Source organism: Streptomyces sp. NPDC059787, from assembly GCF_042732315.1.
GTDB classification, from domain to species: Bacteria; Actinomycetota; Actinomycetes; order Streptomycetales; family Streptomycetaceae; genus Streptomyces; species Streptomyces atrovirens.
In genome coordinates this window covers 104,007-122,472 of the sequence record NZ_JBHWHX010000020.1, presented here as the reverse complement: position 1 = coordinate 122,472, position 18,466 = coordinate 104,007, and the positions used below count along the sequence as shown (strand labels likewise).

The 18,466-nt window shown below is 70.7% G+C and carries 18 protein-coding genes and 4 pseudogenes; 11 read left to right on the top strand and 11 right to left on the bottom strand.

Annotation, left to right across the window (positions count from 1 at the left end):
• Positions 1-182: 182 nt before the first annotated feature.
• From ACFV5H_RS20710 to ACFV5H_RS20695, 4 genes and pseudogenes are all read right to left on the bottom strand, one after another.
• On the bottom strand, positions 183-338 hold the full coding sequence (locus ACFV5H_RS20710; protein ID WP_385196526.1) for a hypothetical protein: 156 nt from the start codon (positions 336-338) through the stop codon (positions 183-185).
• Positions 335-753, bottom strand: a pseudogene (locus ACFV5H_RS20705) (arsenate reductase ArsC). The gene ACFV5H_RS20710 and the pseudogene ACFV5H_RS20705 overlap by 4 nt, the downstream one beginning before the upstream one ends.
• Positions 754-756: 3 nt before the next feature.
• Positions 757-1,226: pseudogene (locus ACFV5H_RS20700) on the bottom strand (aquaporin); the annotation flags it as partial.
• A gap of 8 nt (positions 1,227-1,234) precedes the next feature.
• Positions 1,235-1,612: an ArsR/SmtB family transcription factor gene (locus ACFV5H_RS20695; protein ID WP_385196524.1), complete on the bottom strand. Its 378-nt coding sequence runs from the start codon at positions 1,610-1,612 to the stop codon at positions 1,235-1,237.
• An 89-nt stretch (positions 1,613-1,701) separates the two neighbouring features.
• Between ACFV5H_RS20695 and ACFV5H_RS20690 the strand changes: the two genes are divergently transcribed.
• On the top strand, positions 1,702-2,208 hold the full coding sequence (locus tag ACFV5H_RS20690) for an ArsI/CadI family heavy metal resistance metalloenzyme (protein ID WP_385196522.1): 507 nt from the start codon (positions 1,702-1,704) through the stop codon (positions 2,206-2,208).
• Between the two features lie 372 nt (positions 2,209-2,580).
• On the opposite strand, the pseudogene ACFV5H_RS20685 reads toward ACFV5H_RS20690, so the two are convergent.
• Positions 2,581-2,946 (bottom strand): annotated as a pseudogene (locus ACFV5H_RS20685) (transposase); the annotation flags it as partial.
• Positions 2,947-3,589: 643 nt separating this feature from the next.
• On the opposite strand from ACFV5H_RS20685, the gene ACFV5H_RS20680 reads away from it, so the two are divergent.
• Positions 3,590-4,324, top strand: coding sequence for a maleylpyruvate isomerase family mycothiol-dependent enzyme (locus tag ACFV5H_RS20680; RefSeq protein ID WP_385196519.1), 735 nt, complete (start codon positions 3,590-3,592; stop codon positions 4,322-4,324).
• Between the two features lie 321 nt (positions 4,325-4,645).
• A complete protein-coding gene (locus ACFV5H_RS20675) occupies positions 4,646-4,819 on the top strand; it encodes a hypothetical protein (protein ID WP_385196516.1) in 174 nt (57 codons plus the stop codon).
• 647 nt (positions 4,820-5,466) lie between these two features.
• Here the strand turns inward: ACFV5H_RS20675 and ACFV5H_RS20670 are convergent.
• A pseudogene (locus ACFV5H_RS20670) lies at positions 5,467-6,223 on the bottom strand (IS3 family transposase); the annotation flags it as partial.
• Between ACFV5H_RS20670 and ACFV5H_RS20665 the strand changes: the two are divergent.
• The 3 genes from ACFV5H_RS20665 (at position 6,122) to ACFV5H_RS20655 (ending at position 7,441) form a co-directional block, all read left to right on the top strand.
• A complete protein-coding gene (locus tag ACFV5H_RS20665; RefSeq protein ID WP_385196562.1) occupies positions 6,122-6,598 on the top strand; it encodes a DDE-type integrase/transposase/recombinase in 477 nt (158 codons plus the stop codon). The pseudogene ACFV5H_RS20670 and the gene ACFV5H_RS20665 sit on opposite strands and share 102 nt — an antisense overlap.
• On the top strand, positions 6,595-6,774 hold the full coding sequence (locus ACFV5H_RS20660) for an IS3 family transposase (protein ID WP_385196560.1): 180 nt from the start codon (positions 6,595-6,597) through the stop codon (positions 6,772-6,774). The genes ACFV5H_RS20665 and ACFV5H_RS20660 overlap by 4 nt, the downstream gene beginning before the upstream one ends.
• Before the next feature lie 238 nt (positions 6,775-7,012).
• Positions 7,013-7,441 (top strand): hypothetical protein, encoded by a 429-nt coding sequence (locus tag ACFV5H_RS20655; RefSeq protein ID WP_385196513.1) that lies wholly within the window; start codon positions 7,013-7,015, stop codon positions 7,439-7,441.
• 323 nt (positions 7,442-7,764) lie between these two features.
• Here ACFV5H_RS20655 and ACFV5H_RS20650 read toward each other — a convergent pair whose 3' ends face one another.
• The 3 genes from ACFV5H_RS20650 to ACFV5H_RS20640 form a co-directional block, all read right to left on the bottom strand.
• Positions 7,765-9,672: a TerD family protein gene (locus ACFV5H_RS20650; RefSeq protein WP_385196511.1), complete on the bottom strand. Its 1,908-nt coding sequence runs from the start codon at positions 9,670-9,672 to the stop codon at positions 7,765-7,767.
• 552 nt (positions 9,673-10,224) lie between these two features.
• On the bottom strand, positions 10,225-10,572 hold the full coding sequence (locus ACFV5H_RS20645) for a VOC family protein (RefSeq protein ID WP_385196558.1): 348 nt from the start codon (positions 10,570-10,572) through the stop codon (positions 10,225-10,227).
• Positions 10,573-10,744: 172 nt separating this feature from the next.
• Positions 10,745-10,939: a hypothetical protein gene (locus ACFV5H_RS20640; RefSeq protein ID WP_385196509.1), complete on the bottom strand. Its 195-nt coding sequence runs from the start codon at positions 10,937-10,939 to the stop codon at positions 10,745-10,747.
• A gap of 165 nt (positions 10,940-11,104) precedes the next feature.
• Between ACFV5H_RS20640 and ACFV5H_RS20635 the strand changes: the two genes are divergently transcribed.
• From ACFV5H_RS20635 to ACFV5H_RS20615, 5 genes are all read left to right on the top strand, one after another.
• A complete protein-coding gene (locus ACFV5H_RS20635) occupies positions 11,105-11,878 on the top strand; it encodes an SDR family NAD(P)-dependent oxidoreductase (RefSeq protein WP_385196506.1) in 774 nt (257 codons plus the stop codon).
• A 63-nt stretch (positions 11,879-11,941) separates the two neighbouring features.
• On the top strand, positions 11,942-13,087 hold the full coding sequence (dgoD, locus tag ACFV5H_RS20630) for a galactonate dehydratase (protein ID WP_385196503.1): 1,146 nt from the start codon (positions 11,942-11,944) through the stop codon (positions 13,085-13,087).
• A gap of 118 nt (positions 13,088-13,205) precedes the next feature.
• Complete coding sequence (locus tag ACFV5H_RS20625; protein ID WP_385196500.1) at positions 13,206-13,850, top strand: bifunctional 4-hydroxy-2-oxoglutarate aldolase/2-dehydro-3-deoxy-phosphogluconate aldolase; 645 nt, start codon at positions 13,206-13,208, stop codon at positions 13,848-13,850.
• Complete coding sequence (locus ACFV5H_RS20620) at positions 13,847-14,848, top strand: sugar kinase (protein ID WP_385196498.1); 1,002 nt, start codon at positions 13,847-13,849, stop codon at positions 14,846-14,848. Before ACFV5H_RS20625 ends, ACFV5H_RS20620 begins: the two co-directional genes overlap by 4 nt.
• A 48-nt stretch (positions 14,849-14,896) precedes the next feature.
• A complete protein-coding gene (locus ACFV5H_RS20615; protein WP_385196495.1) occupies positions 14,897-15,796 on the top strand; it encodes an SMP-30/gluconolactonase/LRE family protein in 900 nt (299 codons plus the stop codon).
• Here ACFV5H_RS20615 and ACFV5H_RS20610 read toward each other — a convergent pair.
• Both ACFV5H_RS20610 and ACFV5H_RS20605 read right to left on the bottom strand, forming a co-directional pair.
• Positions 15,786-17,039: a glycosyl hydrolase 53 family protein gene (locus tag ACFV5H_RS20610; RefSeq protein ID WP_385196493.1), complete on the bottom strand. Its 1,254-nt coding sequence runs from the start codon at positions 17,037-17,039 to the stop codon at positions 15,786-15,788. The two genes, ACFV5H_RS20615 and ACFV5H_RS20610, sit on opposite strands and share 11 nt — an antisense overlap.
• 145 nt (positions 17,040-17,184) lie before the next feature.
• Entirely contained in the window at positions 17,185-18,450 is a 1,266-nt protein-coding gene (locus ACFV5H_RS20605; RefSeq protein WP_385196491.1) for a cellulase-like family protein, read from the bottom strand.
• Positions 18,451-18,466 lie beyond the last annotated feature (16 nt).

The window sequence follows — 18,466 nt, the reverse complement described above, 5'->3', positions numbered from 1 at the left end:
GGGTCCCGTATCGAGCCATGCCCGACGTCCCGCACGAGGTCGTCGAGCACGTTTCCTGACTCGTCCACGCCCGAAGGTGTGAGCCGAACTCCCGCTGGCGCAGGCCGCACCGGTCGGACGCCGGCACCACCGCGGCCCGGCCCACGCCCTGGCCGTCGCCGTCCAGGGCGACGAGACGGTGCTCAGGGCAGCTTGGCGGCATCGAAGGCTTCCCGGGTCGGGGCGGTGGTCTTGAAGGTGGCGTTCTGCTCGTCGATGCCGAGCTGGTAGATCTCCAGTACGGCCGCGGCGTGCTCGGGCTGCATCGCCGCGACGCGTACGCCGGTGGCCGTGCTCACGGCCTCCCCTGGATGCCGAGCTCGGCGAGCAGGCCGTGGATGCGCCGCTCGATCTCGTCGCGGATCGGCCGGACGGCCTCGACGCCCTGACCGGCGGGATCGTCCGGCTTCCAGTCCGGGCACCGCTTGCCGGGGAAGTACGGGCAGGCATCCCCGCAGCCCATCGTGATGACCATGTCCGAGCCCGCACCGCCTCGACGGTGAGGACCTTCGGGATCTCGGCCGAGATGTCGATGCCCACCTCCTTCATGGCCTCCACCACGGCGGGGTTCACGGCGTCGGCGGGCGCGGGACCGGCCGAGCGGACCTGGGCCTTGTCCCCGGCGAGGTGGGTGAGGAAGGCGGCGGCCATCTGGGACCGGCCGGCGTTGTGCACGCGGACGAACAGCACGGACGGGGCGGCGGGAGAGCTCATGAGGCCACGGCGCTGGGCGACCGCCACCGGCGCCAGGTGCGCCCTGGTCAGTCCGAGGACCAGCCAGACCAGTCCCACGGCGGCGACCATTTCGCCCAGCCACAGATGTCCGGCGGACCGGCCGCGCGTCGACCACTGCACCAGCGGCTGCGCGAGCACGGCGTCCGCGAGGACCGCGCCGCCGATGGTCCCGGCGATCTGCGCCGGCACGTATACGACCACCTCCCGCAGACTGTACGGCGGCCGGTGACCCGGGCGGCGAGGGTCGCCACGGGGTTGAAGTGCGCCCCCGAGACGGGGCCGAGCAGGGCGATGAGTACGCCCGGGCCGAAGACGGTCACCAGGGAGTCGGCCAGCAGCCGCACGCCGACATCGCGGGTCAGCTCACTCGCCCGGATCCCGGAGCCGACCACCACGGCCACCAGCGCCGCCGTGCCGACGGCTTCGGCCGCCGCCCGCCGCACCAGCGGCACCGAGGCGCTTACGCGGAGGCCTTCGCGGACACGGCCGGTGTCCCCAGCAGGGCGGACAGCTTCGCCAGGGTCTCGGGCAGCACCCAGTAGTACACCCAGGTCCCCCGCCGCTCGGAGCCCACCAGTCCGGCCTCGCGCAGCACCTTCAGGTGGTGCGAGATGGTCGGCTGGGAGACGTCGAACGGGCCGATCAGGTCGCACACGCACGCCTCCCCGTCCTCGTGGGAGGCGATCAGGGACAGCAGCCGCAACCGGACGGGGTCCGACAGCGCCTTGAACATCCGCGACAGCTCGACCGCGTCCACTTCACCCAGCGGCTCGCGGACCATCGGGGCGCAGCACGCCGCGTCCTGGCCGAGCACCGGCAGATCAACTTGTTTCGGCATGCCTCTATGTTGACGTTTATCTATTCAGGTGGCAACCTCGACTGTATCGACAATTGTCGATACAGCATCGTCTGTGATGGGAGACCGCCATGTCCCGAGTCCAGCTCGCCCTGCGCGTCACCGACCTGGAAGGCTCGATCGCCTTCTACTCCAAGCTCTTCGGCACCGAGCCCGCCAAGCGACGCGAGGGCTACGCCAACTTCGCCGTCACCGAGCCCCCGCTCAAGCTCGTGCTCATCGAGGGCGAGGCCGACGATGAGACCCGCCTGGACCACCTCGGTGTCGAAGTCGCCAGCACCGAGGACGTCACCGCCGCCACGACCCGGCTGAAGGAAGCGGGCCTGGCCACGTTCGAGGAGAACGACACCTCCTGCTGCTACGCACTGCAGGACAAGGTGTGGGTGACCGGCCCGGGCAAGGAGCCGTGGGAGGTGTACGTGGTCAAGGGCGACACCGACACCATGGAGAAGGCCGGCACCGCCCCGGACACCTGCTGCGGCACCACCGCCTGCTGCACTCCCGAGGAGCAGGCCGTCGACTCCTCCCAGACCCCGGCCGAGGCCAAGGCGGCCGCCGGGTGCGCCTGCGGCAGCTGACCGGCTACCTGCGGGCGGCGTCTGCGCCGGCTGAGCGCGTCTCCGCTGGTGTGGACTCTGCACCGCTGAGGGGAGGTGATTGATCCGTCCCGCATCACCGGCAGTCCCGGACGTCGGTCGTGGCGGACGACCGCGTGCGGCTCGCACCGAGCGGCCCCCTCGGCGATCTCCTCCCAGAGGCCGGGTTCCACTACGGGTACAGCCAAGGTGAGCCCAGAAACCGCCACGAGATGATCTTGAAGGGGTGAGCCTCGGTTTCGGCTTCTTCGAACATGGGGCTCGTGGTGTCGATAGTGAGTGCGGGGCGGCCCGCGTTCTCCCAGGTGGTCGGCCAGTCGCGAGGGACGCGAGTCGGAGTGGGTTCTACGATGGGCCCTGGACGTAGAGCACCTGGTGGATCGTCTCGTGAACCACGTACATCTCCGGCCGGCCGGGGAAGTGCCTGCGAAGAGCGTGGCAGATCTGCTCGGGGCTCCAGCGCAGAGTCAGGTGATGCTGGACGAAGTCCCGGAGCTCCGGGTTCTGGCCGATCTTCCCGGCTTTCGGCCGAGGCCGCCGCCGGACCGCTCGCCGGTGGGCCGCATGCGGTCGGTAGTACCACTGGCCGCCGGACAGGACCGTGCGGTTGCGGCGGATCTCCCGGCTGATCGTGGAGGGACTGCGCCCCAGCTCGGCGGCGATCACGCGAACCGATGCCTTCTCCCGAAGCCGGTCGGCTATGTGGAACCGGTCCGTCTCGCCCCGGACGCACCACCAGCCGTATCCTGCGCAGCACCCACGAGGACAGGCGGTGCGGCAACGCCGCTAGGAACGCGCGATCGTTCGGGGAGAACCGAGCCTTCTCGCCAGCGAGTTGACGCTCCAGTACCGTGATCCGATGCCGGAGGGCGAGGATCTCCGTGCTCTTGTCCCGGTCGCTCATGGGCGGCAGGCGCAGCACGGCGAACGCATTCATCACGGTCAGGTAAGCCAGTCGCAGCAGCACGACCAGCCATCATGCCGAGATGATCGCCAGTCCCGCGAGAGCACCGATTCCAGCGTCCGTGCTCGAGAACCCGCGCACCCCGCCCACCGGCTCCCACCCCGACGGACGAGGTTCTCGGCAAGGGCAACGCCGGTGATCGGCCTGGTCGGCGGCATCTTTGGGCTGCGCTGGACCTTCGTAGCGCTGACTCTTCTGTCCGTGGCCATCCTGGTCCTGCTGTTGGGAAGCGGTCGCCGGACACCGGCCTGACGGGCCGCCGCACGGCCACCTCCCACTCTGCGCCCCGCCGTGCCGTCGTACGACGGGGCGTGGCGTGCCGGACGCGCGATCGGTGCGGTGCAGGACGGCGCAGGCTGGGAACAGGTGAGGCGACGCGTCGTCACCGATCGGAGACCCATGCCGCACGATGAAGGACACGACAGCCCCGCCTCGATCCTGCCTCTGCTGCACACTTCGGCCGACCGGCTGTTCGCGACCGCGGCGGCACTGTCGGACGAGGAGGTGCGGGCGCCTTCCCTGTTGCCCGGTTGGACTCGCGCCCATGTGCTGACGCACCTGGCCCGCAGTGCCGACTCCCGCCACCGGTTGCTCGTCTCCGCCCGCTCGGACGCCGGCCTTCCGCAGTACGCCGACGACGACCAGCGCCAGCGGGAGATCGATGAAGGTGCCGGCCGGCCCGCCGCCGTCCTCCTCGACGACCTGGACAGCTCGCTGCACCGCTTCCTGACCGCGGCCGGCGAGCACCCCGACGATGCCTGGGAGGTGCTGGTGCACTGGCTCGGCGGCGGCCTGCGCCCGGTGCGCGGCGCAGTCGGAAGCATGCTGCGCGAGGTGGAGGTGCACCACACCGACCTGGCGACCGGTCACGGCCCGGCGGACTGGCCCGCGTTCTTCGTAGCCCGCGAGCTGGAGACGACTGTGACGAAGCTGCGCGAGAATCCCGTCGCCCCGCCCATGGCCCTGTGCGCCGACGAGGATCGGGGCCTGCTGGTCGTCGGCGACGGATCGGGGCCGCAGGTGACGGGGTCGGCGGCGGAGCTGCTGGGCTGGCTCACCGGGCGGACCGACGGCAGGGTGCTGACCGTCCGACCGCCCGGCCCCCTGCCCACGCCGCCGCCCTGGCGGAGCTGACCGGCCGCGCGGCCCGGACGCCGTACTCCCGCACCCTGGTGACCACCAGCACCGGACACGGCATCGCCCTGGCCCGCCGACGCCTGGGCGACGCACTCGTGACGAGCGTGGACGTCGACCCCTGCCTGGTCCAGGCCGCGACCGACCGGCCGGCCGGTATCGGCCTGTACCCGCGCACCGCCGTCTGCGACATCACCAAGCCCCTGCCCGGCGACGTCGACCGCATCGTGTCCACCGTCTCCGGCCGGCCCGTCCCCGCATCGTGGCTGACCGCGCTGCGCCCCCGGGGGCCGACTGGTCACCACCATCACCGGCACCGCAATGATCCTCGTCGCCGACAAGACGCCGGACGGCGGCGCCCGCGGCTTCATCTCCTGCGACCACGCCACGCTCATACGCACCCGCCACGGCGACGACCATGACGACACCTCGCCGGGCTCGTTCTGCGCACCGGACGAGCCCATCACCGCAGTACACGACTTGGTTCGCCTGTAGGTCTACGGGGTGACCCACTGAGGGCGGCGGAGCAGCCCGACACCGCCGACCTGGAATGGCTGCCCATCGAGCCCTTGCTGCCGGTGCCGGCCTGCCAGACCCCGCGCGGCGGCAGGCCAGAGCCGCCCGTTTTGTCCCCTGTAGAGCCGCGACTTGGGCATACGGGACAATCTCCAGCGGGGGGAGTGTCGCGAACGCACTCGGTGTATGCCCTGAGCAGAGGGAGTATCCGATGACCTGTGTGAGGGCTACGGCTTCCGGGTCGACTGGGGCTGAGGCTGTTTCTGGCGAGGTCCTGGTGGTTCTCGGGCAGGGCGGGGTGGGCGTCGCCGGTCAAGGCCGCGGGTGGCTCACGCCACGTCGAGGGCGATGAACACGGCGAGCAGCGCACAGATCGCGGCAAGCGAGTTGATCTCCGGGGTCCAGGGGCCGTACAGCCCGAAGCAGACAATCCCGGTGAGGGCGCCAAGCCCGAGCAGGATGAACAGCGGCGCAGCCAGCCTGGATAGCAGGGAGAAGCTCCGTGCGGGTGTGCGGCGCAGCCCGGGTGGCCGCTCGGGGGTGCCGTGCAGCACGTACCGGGCGATCCGGCGCAGGTTGGGCGCTTCAAGGGCCGCGCCGTGGCCTCCGGGGTAGTAGTAGACCTCGTAGAGCCAGGTCGTTCCGACGGCTATGTAGGTGATGTCGCCGCACCACCTGGTGTCCCGCGTCTCCGCGGTGAAGTCGCGCATGACCAGGTCCGGCGCGGGCGGCGCCGTGTGGTCAGCAATCGTCGTCCACTTCTTCCGCAGGTGCCGGCCGACGATGCGGTTGATCCGCATCAGCCGGGTGACGCGCTTGCGGTTGATCCTCCGTCCCCTCGCCCGCAGCTCGGCGTGGACGCACGGAGCGCCGTAGGCGCCATGGTGCTCGGCGTGGATGGCACGAATCTCGGCCACGGTCCGCTTCTCCTCGGCCTGGCGCCCGGCGCGGGCGGGCTCGGTGGCCAGGTGCCGGTAGTAGCCGGCGCGGGACGCCCCGAGCACACGGCAGATCCGCTTGACGCCGAAGTCGGCTCGGTTGTCGGAGATGAAGTCCCAGCGGTGGGGTCTCACTTCACCTCCCGGGCGAAACAGGCGACTGCCCGGCGCAGGATCTCGCGCTCCAGGTGCCACTCCTTCTCGGCCTTGAGCAGCCGGGCGTTCTCCGCCCGCAGCCGGGCCGGCTCCTCCTCTCGCTCCCGCCCGCGGCACGGCGTCCGGGCACGGCCTCGGCGTCGTCCTTACGGACCCACGTCCGCAGCGACTCCGCGGTGATGCCGAGATCCGCGGCCACCGCCGCGTACGTCCGCTTGCCCGCCGCGGCGCGGTAGAGCGCGACGGCGTCCTTCCGGAACTCCTCCGGGTACGGAGACTTGCGTCCCACCTGGACATCCCTCCCTGGACCATCAAGATCCATTGTCAGGGTGTCCACTCCAGAGGATCAGCCTCAGTCATCTACGTCGCCTTCGTCGTGGACACCTTTTTCCGCCGGATCGTCGGCTGGACGGCGGCCACCGTGAAGGAAACGGTCTTCGTGCTGGACGCTCCGGAGATGGCGATCCGGCAACGCGACCGCGGCCAACACCCCTTTCAGCCGGGCGAGTTGATACATCACTCGGATGCCGGGGCGCAGTACACGAGTTTCCGGCTCTCCGACCACCTGGAGGCCGCCGGCATCGCCGCCTCCATCGGGTCGGTCGGCGACGCCTACGACAGCGCCCTGATGGAGAGCACGATCGGGCTGTTCAAGACCGGCTGATCAAGCCCCGGCGGCCATGGAAGACGCTGTCCGACGTCGAGCTCGCCACCACCGAGTACGTCGACTGGTACGACCACCGGCGACTCCACGGTGAAACAGGACACGTCCCGCCGGTCGAATACGAGAACAACCGCTACCTCGCAACCACGAAACCCCAGGTCACACCCAACATCTGAGATCTCTACCGAACCCGGAACGGTTCAGTCCTCAGGTGTTCGTCATCACGGGGAAACCTCAAGCCGTCCATGCCCCGCACGTCGCATCAACATGAGGTCGCACAACACTCACCATCCGACAAAAACCAGAAACCTGAGTAACGCCTTCATGTCCAATTGACGTCTGGCCACCCGTTTCACCGGCCGGGAGAATGGCGTCCGCTCACCCGCTGGGAGAACATCAACGAAAGGATCACTCGTGAACACCAGGCTTGCCGCAGTCGCACTCACTCTCGTTGTGGGTGTCGGCAGCATCGCCGTGGCCCCCGCAGCTTCGGCGGACGGCGCATCCTCCACTCAGCGACCGGCTACGGTCAGCGCGGCGGCGTTCAACGCCACCGGCGTCTGGGACATCTTCCAGAGCAACAGATACACGGTGCGGGTCAACATAACCCAGGACGGCGCCGGGAACCTGTTCGGAACCGCCTCCTCCGCCGGTAGCGTGGGGACGCTCGAGGCAGGAGCCTTAGTCAACGGTACGACGATCTCCTTCAACATCCGTTGGTCGAACGGTGCGAGAGGCAGGTACGAAGGGTTCTTGGGCGCCGACAGACGTCTCTCCGGTATCACTTTCGACCTGAACAAACCCTCAAGCCAAGCAACCTGGGTCACCACTCGGACTTTCTGACACCCCCGAAATCAATGAGCTTCTTCAACTTGGCCACCGATCGGGTGACATGAACCGTCAACACGGAGCGTCGAAAACACTCGAAGTCCGTGGTCCTGAGCACGTCAACCTGAGTGGCCACATGCCCCTTTCGAGACCGAGTTGAAGAAGCTCGATCAGTCGTCGCATCACCAGACTTCGCATCGATAGCAGCTGGACATTCAGGGCCTCGGCCGGCGTCTTCCAGCCGAGGGTCTTCCGGGTGCTCTGCCTGATTCCTCGCCCGCACCGCGCCTCCAGGTCCGGTCCAGAGGACGCAAAGACCTCCGCATCGACGCCGTCGTTCAGTCGGCGATGTCAACCCCGTAACCGCGTGCGAGGGCGTCGAGGCCGTGGTCGTAGCCCTGACCGACGGCACGTAGACGCCAGAGCGGTCCCCTGCGGTAGATCTCCACGAGCAGCATCGTGCGTTCGGTGGTGGCGGCGTCCAGGGTGGCCCGGGCAAGAGGTGCCCCGCTGCTGCCGGGAGCCGCACCGATCTGGATCGCGCCGACGCTCCCGAAGGTGGCGGCGCCGTCGATGGCCGCAGCGACGACGATCCTCCGCGTCCCGGATGGCAGAGACGCCAGATCGAGGGCAATGGTCTGTTCGGCAGGACCTCCGGTCAGCAGGCGCGCCGTCCCGGCGGGACTCTCCGGGACTCCGTAGAAGATGAAGTCTTCGTCGGAGGCGACCTGTTCTTCCTCGTCGAGGAGAAAGGCGACCACGTCGATCTCGCAGCCGGACTGCGGAGCCCAGCCGGCGGTGACGTACCACTCCGGCGCGGGACCACCGTGCGGCATGGGCAGATCGATGACGCCGCCCCTCGGCATCACGTGCGGCTCCTGAGACCGGAGAGCCACCGCCTTCTGGTCCGCTGCAGTCGGAGAGGCGAGCCAATGCAGGTCGTGCACGGGAAGTTCAAGGGCGGTGATGCGCCTCATACGTCGGTCGCCCTCTCCTCCTGGCAGGAGTACGACGTCGGTGACGCTGGCGGACAGGTTGATCGCCGCGGATCCGCCCAGCTCGACGACGCGGGTACGAGCTGCCGCGGCATCGGCATGGACGCCACCGAGCACCAGTACCCGACGTCCCGCCAGAGGCTTGTCCGAGGTGCCGGCGGCGGGCTCGGACTGGCGCGGCGCGGGCACCGACACGCAGGGGGCGGCCGTGGGGAGGGCCGCGGTTTCCGGGGTGGGTACGGCAGAGGTCGTGGTGAGGACCGGCTCCACGGGCCCGACCTGTTCTGCTGCCTGCTCAGTCACCGGAGCGATCCTGCTGTCCGTCGCCTCGTGCGCTGTCCCCGGCCGTACCTCGGCCAGCAGCCGCAGGAACGTCTGCTCGTCGATGACCGGCACGCCTTCGGCAAGTGCGCGTCGGGCCTTTGCCGATCCGGCCGCCGGTTCGTTGGTCACCAGCACGCTGGTGTGCCGGCTGACGGAGGTCATCATGTTCAGCCCGGCGGCAACCGCCCGCCCGACAAGCTCCGCCCGGGCGTGGGCTGTCTCACCGGTCAACGCGACCTTCATCCCCTGCTGGAGCGGCCCACCGGGGGTCAGACGTCCCGGATTGCGGTAGGCACAGGGAGTCTTCGGCGGCTTCGGCGTGAATTGGGATTCCGCCCGTGGTGGGCAGGTCACCAGCGGCAAGGGCAGATCGAGCCGAGCCGCCTCGCGCAGCGACGCCCGCAGGACCCCGGCGAGTACCCGGGTGTCGTCCAGCGCGTCATGAGCGCGCTGTTGGGGGACGCCGTAGTGGGCGGCGAGGGTGCCGAGCCTCATGTCGTGCGTGGGCGGGTCCACCTGGCGGTTCAGGGCCAGGGTGCACAGCCGCTGCGACACGGGCAGCCACATCCGCGCACGGGCGAACTCGTGAGCCAGGAAGTCGTAGTCGAATTGAGCATTATGGGCCACCAGGACCCGGTCCTGGAGCATCGCTCCGATCCGCCCGGCCACTTGGTCGAAGGTCGGTGCCCCCTGCAGACGCTCGACGGTGAGCCCGTGCACCTCCACCGGCCCCGGATCGCATCCCGGATTGAGCAGCGTGGAGAACTCACCGGTCTGCTCACCGTCCGGCCCGATCGTGACGACCGCAACGGACAGCACCCGGTCCCGTCGGGCTATGAGTCCCGAGGTCTCCACATCGACCAGCGCCCAGTCGTAGGCATAATCGCCCATGGCGGGCACGTCCAAGAAAGGAGAGACAAGACTCATGACGCCAAGGATGATCCGATATGCGTCCCTCCTTCAACCTGCATGGTGATTTTCCCTCGCCGGAAGGCCGTGACGGGCGGCACCGGCCTGCCCGGCGCTGCGCGTACCGATCACGGCAGCGGCCGGTCCCGGCCGAAGTCGCGACCACGAAGGCCCGACCACGGTCACGAAGCGACGACACCGCCGTGGGCCAGGACCGCCTCCCCACCGGCACTCCGGCCGGCACCCGCCCGCGCTTTCTGCCGCGCCTGTCCGCGGACCGGCAGGTCACCGCACTGGTGAGGTCGCGGTCGGGAGATCGACAGCTCCTCTGCGTTCTCAGTCCACGCCCCACGGCAGGAAGAACAGAGGAGCGGGCGGGCAGAACAGGCCCCGTCTCGGCCGGAGCACATGATCAGGCGGAGGCCGCCCCCGCGTCCGGCGAACCCCCAGGTGAGTGACCCGGTCCGAGACGCCGTTCAAGATCGGAAGGTGAAGAACAAGCTCAGGACAACGGCGAGTTCGCCACTTTGCGTGGGCTCGCGGTCGCGGTCATCGGCCGGCCGGTGATGCTCAGTCCTGCGTGGAGATGCAGAAGGGATGGCCTGCGGGGTCCAGCAGGACCCTCCGCTGACCGGGGTGCGGTTGGACAGGGGGTTCCATGGCGCCCAGTGCCGGCATCCGTGCGTGGGCGGCGTCCGGATCGTCGACGCCCAGTTCCATGTGAGCCTGCTTGCCCTGGGCCAAGTCCGGCCAGGTCGGAGGCCGATAATCGGCCACCCGGATAAAGCCCGGTCCGGGTGGATTCTCCCGGCCGAGCAGGATGAAGTCGTCGCTGGAGCAGACGACCGGCAAGCCGAGCGCGTTGCCGTAGAAGCGGGCCGGCCCGGCGGGGTCCGGGCAGTCGAAGTCGACGGTCAGATCTCGCCCGGTGTGCTGCTGGAACTGGCCGCCGTCTGCTGTCGTGGCGAGCTCACCCGTCTGTCGTACCGGGACCACGCGGGGAAGGACACGGTCCGGAACGTCGCTCCCTGACTGATTCGTACAGCGCCTTTGCCTGATCGGCACGCGCGTGAGCCGGTATCTGGTGCCGCTACCAGGGTTCGGGGCCGGGGTGTTCGGGGCGCATGCGGGCCTGGGCGGTGGCGAGATCGGCGACGAGTTTCCAGCGCTCACCGTCCCGGCGCAGCGTTGTGCGGGGCGCGTCGGGGGGCGAAGTCACGCGGGAGCCGCCGGTGCTGAAGCCGTGTTCGGGGTTGGCGGCCGACGGATTCCGGCGCTGCGCCACGAGAAGTCACCCCTCTGCTGTTCCCTGGCTCTCCGCCCGGGACGGACGAGCGGCGATGACCGGCCCCCTCTTGGCACCCCTGATTAATTAATATTTAATTGGGCTGGCCTCTTCAAGGGTCACCTCTCCACCTTCTTGTCGGACGATGCCGCTCGGGAGCCGCATGTGAACCCGTACCGCCCAGTCAACGATCGTTTCTCCGGCCGCTGCGTCGTCGTCACGGGGGCGGCCTCGGGTATCGGCGCCGCCACCGCGCACCGGCTGGCGGCCGAGGGCGCCGGTGTGGTCCTGGTCGACATCATGGATCGAGGGGGCGAGGAGACGGCACAGGCCATCCGTGACGCGGGCGGGCGGGCCGTCCACCGGCACGGTGACGTCTCCACCGAGGCCGGCTGGGCAGATGCGGTCACGACGGCCCACGACCACTTCGGGCCTGTCGCGGGGCTCGTCAGCAACGCGTACACGGTGCGTATGGGGGCCGCCCACACGATCGACCGGGCAGAGTGGGACCGTCAGCTCTCCGTCAGCCTCACGGGCGCTTTCCTGGGGTTCCAGGCGTGTCTGGAGGATCTCCGGGCGACCGGGGGCAGCGCCGTCTTCGTCTCCTCCGTGCATGCTCTGGTCGGTATGCCGGGGCGTCCCGCCTACGCGGCGGCCAAGGCGGCGCTGACGGGACTGATGCGGCAGCTGGCGGTCGAGTACGGGGCCGACGTGCGGGTGAACGCGGTGCTTCCGGGACCGATCCTCACGCGCGCCTGGGACGGCATCGGCGAGGCGGACCGGCAGGCCAGCGCCGAGCAGACGGCGATGGGCCGGCTGGGGCGCCCGGAGGAGGTCGCCGGCGCCATCGCCTTCCTCCTGGGCGCGGACGCGTCCTTCGTCACCGGAGCCTCCCTCGTTGTCGACGGAGGGTGGAGCGTACGGAAGACCTCCTCCTAGGCCGTTGTGCCGTCGTGCGCGAGACGTGCCCTTTCACCGCCACCCATCGCAGGAGCATCCCCCTTGAAGATCACCCGCATCGAGACCTTCGCCGTCCCGCCTCGCTGGCTGCTGTGCCGCGTGGAGACCGACGAGGGCGTCGTCGGCTGGGGCGAACCGGTCGTCGAAGGCCGGGCCGCCACCGTGCGCACCGCCGTGCGCGAACTGGCCGAACTCCTCGTCGGACAGGACCCGCTGCGCATCGAGGACCACTGGCAGGTGATGACCAAGGGATCCTTCTACCGGGGCGGTCCCGTGCTGTCCAGCGCGGTCGCGGGACTCGACCAGGCCCTGTGGGACATTGCGGGCAAGGTGTTCGGCGCGCCCGTGCACGTGCTGCTGGGCGGTCCGGTGCGCGACCGTGTGCGTGCCTACAGCTGGGTGGGTGGCGACGAGCCCGCTGAGGTCGCCGACGCGGTCGCAGCCCAGGTGGAGGCCGGCTTCACGGCGGTCAAGATGAACGCCTGCGGCCGGATGAACCGCCTGGCCACGGTACGCGACATCGACGATGTCGTCGGCCGGGCCGCCGCAGCACGCGAAGTACTCGGTGGGGACCGGGACTTCGCCGTCGACTTCCACGGGCGTTTCACGGTGGCCAACGCCCGCAGGATGCTGCCCCACCTGGCTCCCTTCAACCCCCTGTTCGCCGAGGAGGCGGTGCTGCCGGAGTACACCCACCTGCTGAAGGACCTGGTGGCCGGCTCACCTGTGCCGCTCGCCACCGGTGAGCGCCTGTACTCGCGTACCGACGTCCTGCCGGCCCTGCAGGCCGGTGTGGCCGTCCTCCAGCCGGATCTGTCCCATGCCGGAGGCATCTCCGAGGTACGGCGCATCGCGGCGCTCGCCGAGGTCTTCGACGTCCCCGTGGCACCGCACTGCCCGCTCGGCCCGGTCTCCCTCGCCGCGAGCCTGCAGATCGCCTTCAGCACTCCCAACTTCCTCATTCAGGAACAGAGCATCGGCCTTCACTACAACCAGGGGGCCGAGGTCCTCGACTACGTCGTCGACCACGAGGTGTTCCGCTTTCACGACGGCTGCTTCCTGCGCCCCACCGCACCCGGGCTGGGCATCGAGGTCGACGAGAAGGCCGTGCGCGCGGCCGACGACAGCAGTCCCGACTGGCGCGGGCCGGTCTGGCGGCACCCGGACGGCTCGTTCGCCGAGTGGTGACACCAGGGCACCGGTCCCGGTCCTCTCGCCCCGTTCCGTACGACACCGGTCCCGCTGCCCTCGCCTTCTTTGCTCCCTTGTCCCCTCGCCCTCTCCACGACATCACTGGAGCCGCCCCGTGGAACCCACCGACTTCACCGGCCGTCTGAGCCGTGACCGGCTCGCCGCGATCGTGCGCGGCCGCTCGGCGGACGCCGCCCTGCGCACCGTACTCACGCTCGTCGAGGAAGGAGTCGACCTCGTCGAGGTCTCCCTCAACACCGCCGACGCCTGCGACGTGATAGCCGAGGCCGCCCGCGAGGTGGGGGAGGACGCCTTGATCGGCGCGGGCACCGTCGTCACCCGGGACGACCTGCTGCGCGCCCAGGATGCCGGCGCTACCTGGATCGTCACCCCCACCACGGGGGAGGCCGTGACCGCCGCCGTGCACGAGCGGCTGCCCGTGCTGGCCGGGGCGTTGACGCCCACTGAGGCCGCGGTCGCCGTGACGGCGGGTGCCACCGCCGTGAAGCTCTTCCCCGCGTCCCTGGGCGGGCCCGCCTACCTCCGGGCCCTGAGGGACCCCTTCCCCGACATGCCGTTGGTGCCCGTCGGCGGTGTGGACGCCGACCTCGTACCCGAGTACTTCGCGGCCGGAGCTCTCGCCGTCGGAGTCGGCTCACCGCTGGTCGGTGACGCCGCCCACGGCGGTGATCTGGACCTGTTGCGCCGGCGGGCCCGGCTGTTCCGGTCGGTGTGCCGACGGCAGGAGGCGGGCGCGTGACCTCCCGGGCCGTCACCAGCGCACCTGTGCCGCACCCGTCGGAGGTGGACACGGACGTCCTGACCTTCGGCGAGACCATGCTGTCCCTGCAGACCGACGGGCCGCTCGCCACCGGAGCCCCGGCCCGCACCTCGGTGGCCGGCGCGGAGTCGAACGTCGCCGTCGGACTGGCCCGGATGGGCCACCGCGTCTCCTGGGCCGGCCGCCTGGGCACGGACGAACCGGCCCGGCTGGTCCTGCGGACCCTGCGCGGCGAAGGCGTCGACGTGCGGCACGCCACCACCGACCCCGAGGCGCCGACGGGGTCCATGGTGCGCGAAAGCCTGGTGGCCGACATCACTCGGGTGCATTACTGGCGTACAGGATCCGCCGCCTCCCGCCAGCGGCCCGAGCACCTCGCCCCGGCGCTGGCCGCGGGCGCCCGCGTCCTGCACGTCACCGGCATCACCTGCGCTCTCGGCTCCGGCCCGCGGGCCGCCGTGACCGAGGCGGTCGAGCACGCCCGCGCACACGGCTGGACGGTGGTACTGGACGTCAACCACCGGACGCGCCTGTGGAGCGAGGAGGAGGCGGCGCCCGTCCTGCGCCGCCTCCGCGGCAGCGTCGACGTCCTGATCGCCTCGGACGACGAACTCCCCCTCATGGCCGGGGGCGAGCACACGAGTGAGGACGCGCGGGTGGCGGAGGTGCTGGCCGCGGGGGTGGGTGAGGTGGTCGTCAAACGCGGAGGCGACGGAGCCGACCTGTACGGCGCCGGCGGCCACCGCCTCCACCAGCCCGCCCACACCGTCCCCGTCCTCGACACGGTCGGCGCCGGGGACGCCTTCTGCGCCGGATACCTCTCCGGGCTCCTGGACGGTCTGGCACCGGCCGACCGGCTGCGGCGGGCGGGCACCACGGGCGCGTTCGCGGTCGCCTCCCGCGGCGACTGGGAGGGCCTGCCGCACCGCGACGAACTCGCGCTCCTGGACGCGGCACCCGGCAGCGCCCTCCGCTGAGCCCGCCGCCGCCCACTCACTCACCACGCGATCCGGAGCCACCCGACCATGAGCTCGCACAGCAGCGTTCCCTGCGCCCCCGCCCTCGGCCATGACATCCGACCGGCCTCCCCCGACCGTCTGGAACTGGGCGAGGGCATCCGTCTCCTCGACGACGGACGGATCGTCCTCGTCGACATCCTCTCCGGCCGGCTCCTGACCCCGTCCGGCGACGCGGGCTCCCCGCTGGCACTCCTGGCCCGTCTCGACGAGCCGCTGGGCGCGGTCGCACCCGTGCGGGAAAGCGACGGATTCCTCGCGGCGGCCGGCACCGGCTTCACCCGCATCGCCGCCGACGGAACCACCGCGAGCCGTACACGCGTCGCGGGTCTGCAGGGCCCTCCGGCACGGCGGATGAACGACGCCGCCTGCGACGCACAGGGCCGCATGTGGACCGGTTCCATGGCCTACGACGCCACCCCCGGCGCCGGTGCCCTGCACCGGCGGGACCCGGACGGAACGGTCGTCACCGTGCTGGAGGGCCTGACCGTGCCCAACGGCCCGGCCTTCAGCCCCGACGGCAGCGTCCTGTACCTCGCGGACAGTGCGCTGGGCACCGTTCACGCCTTCTGCGTGGACCCGTCGACGGGGGACCTGTCCGACCGGCGCACCGTGTTCCGCATCGACCCTGCGCACGGCAGCCCGGACGGCATGACGGTCGACGACGAGGGCCGGCTGTGGTCGGCGATCTGGGGGGCGGGGCAGGTCCGCTGCTACGCCCCGGGCGGGCAGCTCCTGCTGGTGCTGGACCTGCCCGCCCGGCAGCCGACCAGCGTCTGCCTCACGGGAAGCGAACTGCTGGTCACGACCGCTCGCTACGGCCTGGACGACCCGGGCCCCCTGGACGGGGCCGTGCTGTCGGTCCCCTGTGCCGTCACGGCTCCCGTGGCGTGGCGTGTCACGTCCTGACCGGCGCGCCCGCCGGGCCGGAGCCGGACGGACGCGCCGGTTCAACGCACGCGTCGGTCCGGGCGGTGCGGTAGGCCCGCACCGCCGGCAGCGCCCGCCCGCGGAAGTCGGACAGCGTGGTGTTGCTGACGACGTTGGGCTGTCCCACCTCCCAGCCCACGCCGGGTGCGGGGATCATCACGGGGTCCCAGTACAGGACGCCGAGGACGGCCCGGTCCTCGACGCTCTTGAGAGCGGCGAACAGGTCGGCGAGGAAGTCGCGCCGGCCCTGCGGGGTCTCGGGGTAGGGCACGGGGCCGTTGTCGGTGAGCTGTCCCTCGACACCGTCGTGGGTGACCGGGTTCCAGTTGACGCCCGTCTCCATCACCATGATTTCTTTGCCGAAGCGCCGGTGGAGGTCGTTGCAGAAGGCCGTGACGGTCGGGATGTCCTTCTTGCTCCAGAAGGGGCAGGAGGACGAGCCGATGACGTCGTACGGGATGCCGTGGTCGGCGGCGGTGGAGAAGAACCACTCGTACTTGTCCATGTTGCCGCCGTCGTCGAGGCGGAGGATCACCTTCGTGGACGGGGAGACCTCCTTCACGGCCCGGTAGCCGGCCTTCAGGAAGCGGGCGAGGCTGCGCCATCCGTCGGCGGAGTCCGTGGTGCCGTAGGGGAAGAGGATCCCGCCGTGCATCTCGTTGCCGAGGGAGACGTGGGCAGGGGTGGTGCCCTGGGCCTTCATCCTGCGCATGATGCGCTCGGTGCAGTCGTGTACGTCCTTCTCCAGCGCGGCGACCGCCCGCGCTTCCGGCAGGGCGGTGGCGTCCCTCCGGTCCCTGGGGATGTCCTGGGTGAGTCCGTTGGTCCAGTAGTCGCTGTAGTGCAGGCCGAGCTGGATGTCCATGCCGTGTGCCGCGGAGCGTCGCGCCGTCTTCAGCATGTCGTTCTCGTCCTGGTGGCCCTCGGGCAGGTAGGAGTCCGGGTATCCGATCCGCGGGTGGTCGGGGCCGGTGCCGGTGCAGACGCGTAGGCGGGCCAGGTCGAACCCGTTGTCGGCGAGGAGGTCGACCGGGTCCCGGCGCTTGCCCCTCTCGTCGTAGTACCTGCCGCCGCTGTCCTCGACCCAGTTGATCATGGTGAGGTCGCCTCCGGCGGCGAAGCCGTCGTCGGCGGGGCGGTGGCGTCCGCTGTCCTCGGCGGCCGCCGGTGTGGTGCCTGCCGAGCCGAGGACGCCAGCGCGGCGATCCGCAGGCGTAGACACGGCCTGCCGGAATGTCGTGTACCTGCCATAACTCTCTCCTGACCTCTCACTGCGTACTGCGTGCGGGCGGATGCCGGCCCCGGCCCGTACAGGCCGGGGCCGGCGCCGTCCCGGCGGGGTGTGCCGCTTCCGCCGGGACGGACGGTCACGGGGCGGTGAGCAGGGCGTTGCACTCCTGCTGCAGGGCGACGTCGCCCCACATCGGGTGGTGCGGGGCGGCGTTGGAGCACACCACCGCGCCCCAGGCTCCGGCCTTCGCGGACTCGGTCACGGCGAGGCGGCAGAAGGCCGCGCCCACCGGACCCTCCTCGAAGGTGCCGTGCAGCGGGGTGTAGCCGACCCACCCCTCGCCGAAGACGAAGGGGACACCCGTCTCAGCGGCCCAGTCCGCGGCGGCGGCGATCCAGGTGGTCAGCTTCTGCTCCATCGCCGTGCGGTGGACGGCGTAACGGTCGTACAGCCAGGCGTCCCAGTGCTCCGGGTCGCACCAGTCGTGCACATAGACCTCACGGAGCCCCACCACGGTGGCGTCCAGGCGCCACCGCTCGTCGGCGGGCGGGGCCCAGTCCTGAAGGCGGGGCGCGCCCGGCCGCAGCAGCTCGCGGTCGGCCCGCTCCTGGGGGAAGGGCCGGGAGGGGTCCCGGAGGGCGAAGGTGTCGAGCAGTTCGTCCAGCACGCCGTAGACGTACGGGTGGAAGGCGGCGACGTCGACGTCCCGGGGGACGCCGCGCAGCGAACCGACCGGGACGTGCGCGTAGTTCACGGTGACCATCCGGTCGGGGTGCCGCTCGCGGAAGCGGGCGAGGCCCCGTTCCAGGCGCGGGCGCAGCGCGACGACGGTGTCTCCTTCGAGGCCCTCGGTGAGGAAGCCGGCCTGGACCTCGTTGTGCAGTTCGGCGAAGGCGACGCGGTCGTCCAGACCGTCGTGGGCGGCGAGGAAGTCGATGAGGTCGGCGAGCCCGTCGGCCAGGGCCCGCGGCCGCTCCTCGGGGTCCACCGCCATCAGCGCGTCGAACCAGGCACGGTCCCGGGCGAAGGACGAGGACTGCTGGTACTCCCAACTGGACAGGATGACGAAGCAGTCGTGCCGGCGGGCGGCCTCGAACAGGGCCAGCAGGTGCGCCCGCGCGTCGATCTCGGTGGTGGCGCGTACGTCGTACCAGCGCAGGCGCTGCCCGTAGGCGCCGCCCAGGGGGCCCAGGCGCAGGAACGCGGTGTCGAGGCCGGAGCCGAAAAGCAGGTAGGGCATCGCGCAGATGCGAACGGTGTTGTAGCCGCGTTCCACGGCCTCGGCGAAGGCTCGGTCCAGGTCGGCGAAGGGCTCACCGGGGCCGGTGCGGGTGTACCAGGTGAAGTCCCACAGGGTGATCTTCAGGGTGTCGGGGAGGTGGGACGGCCGTGCGACGGGCATGCGGGGATACCTCTCG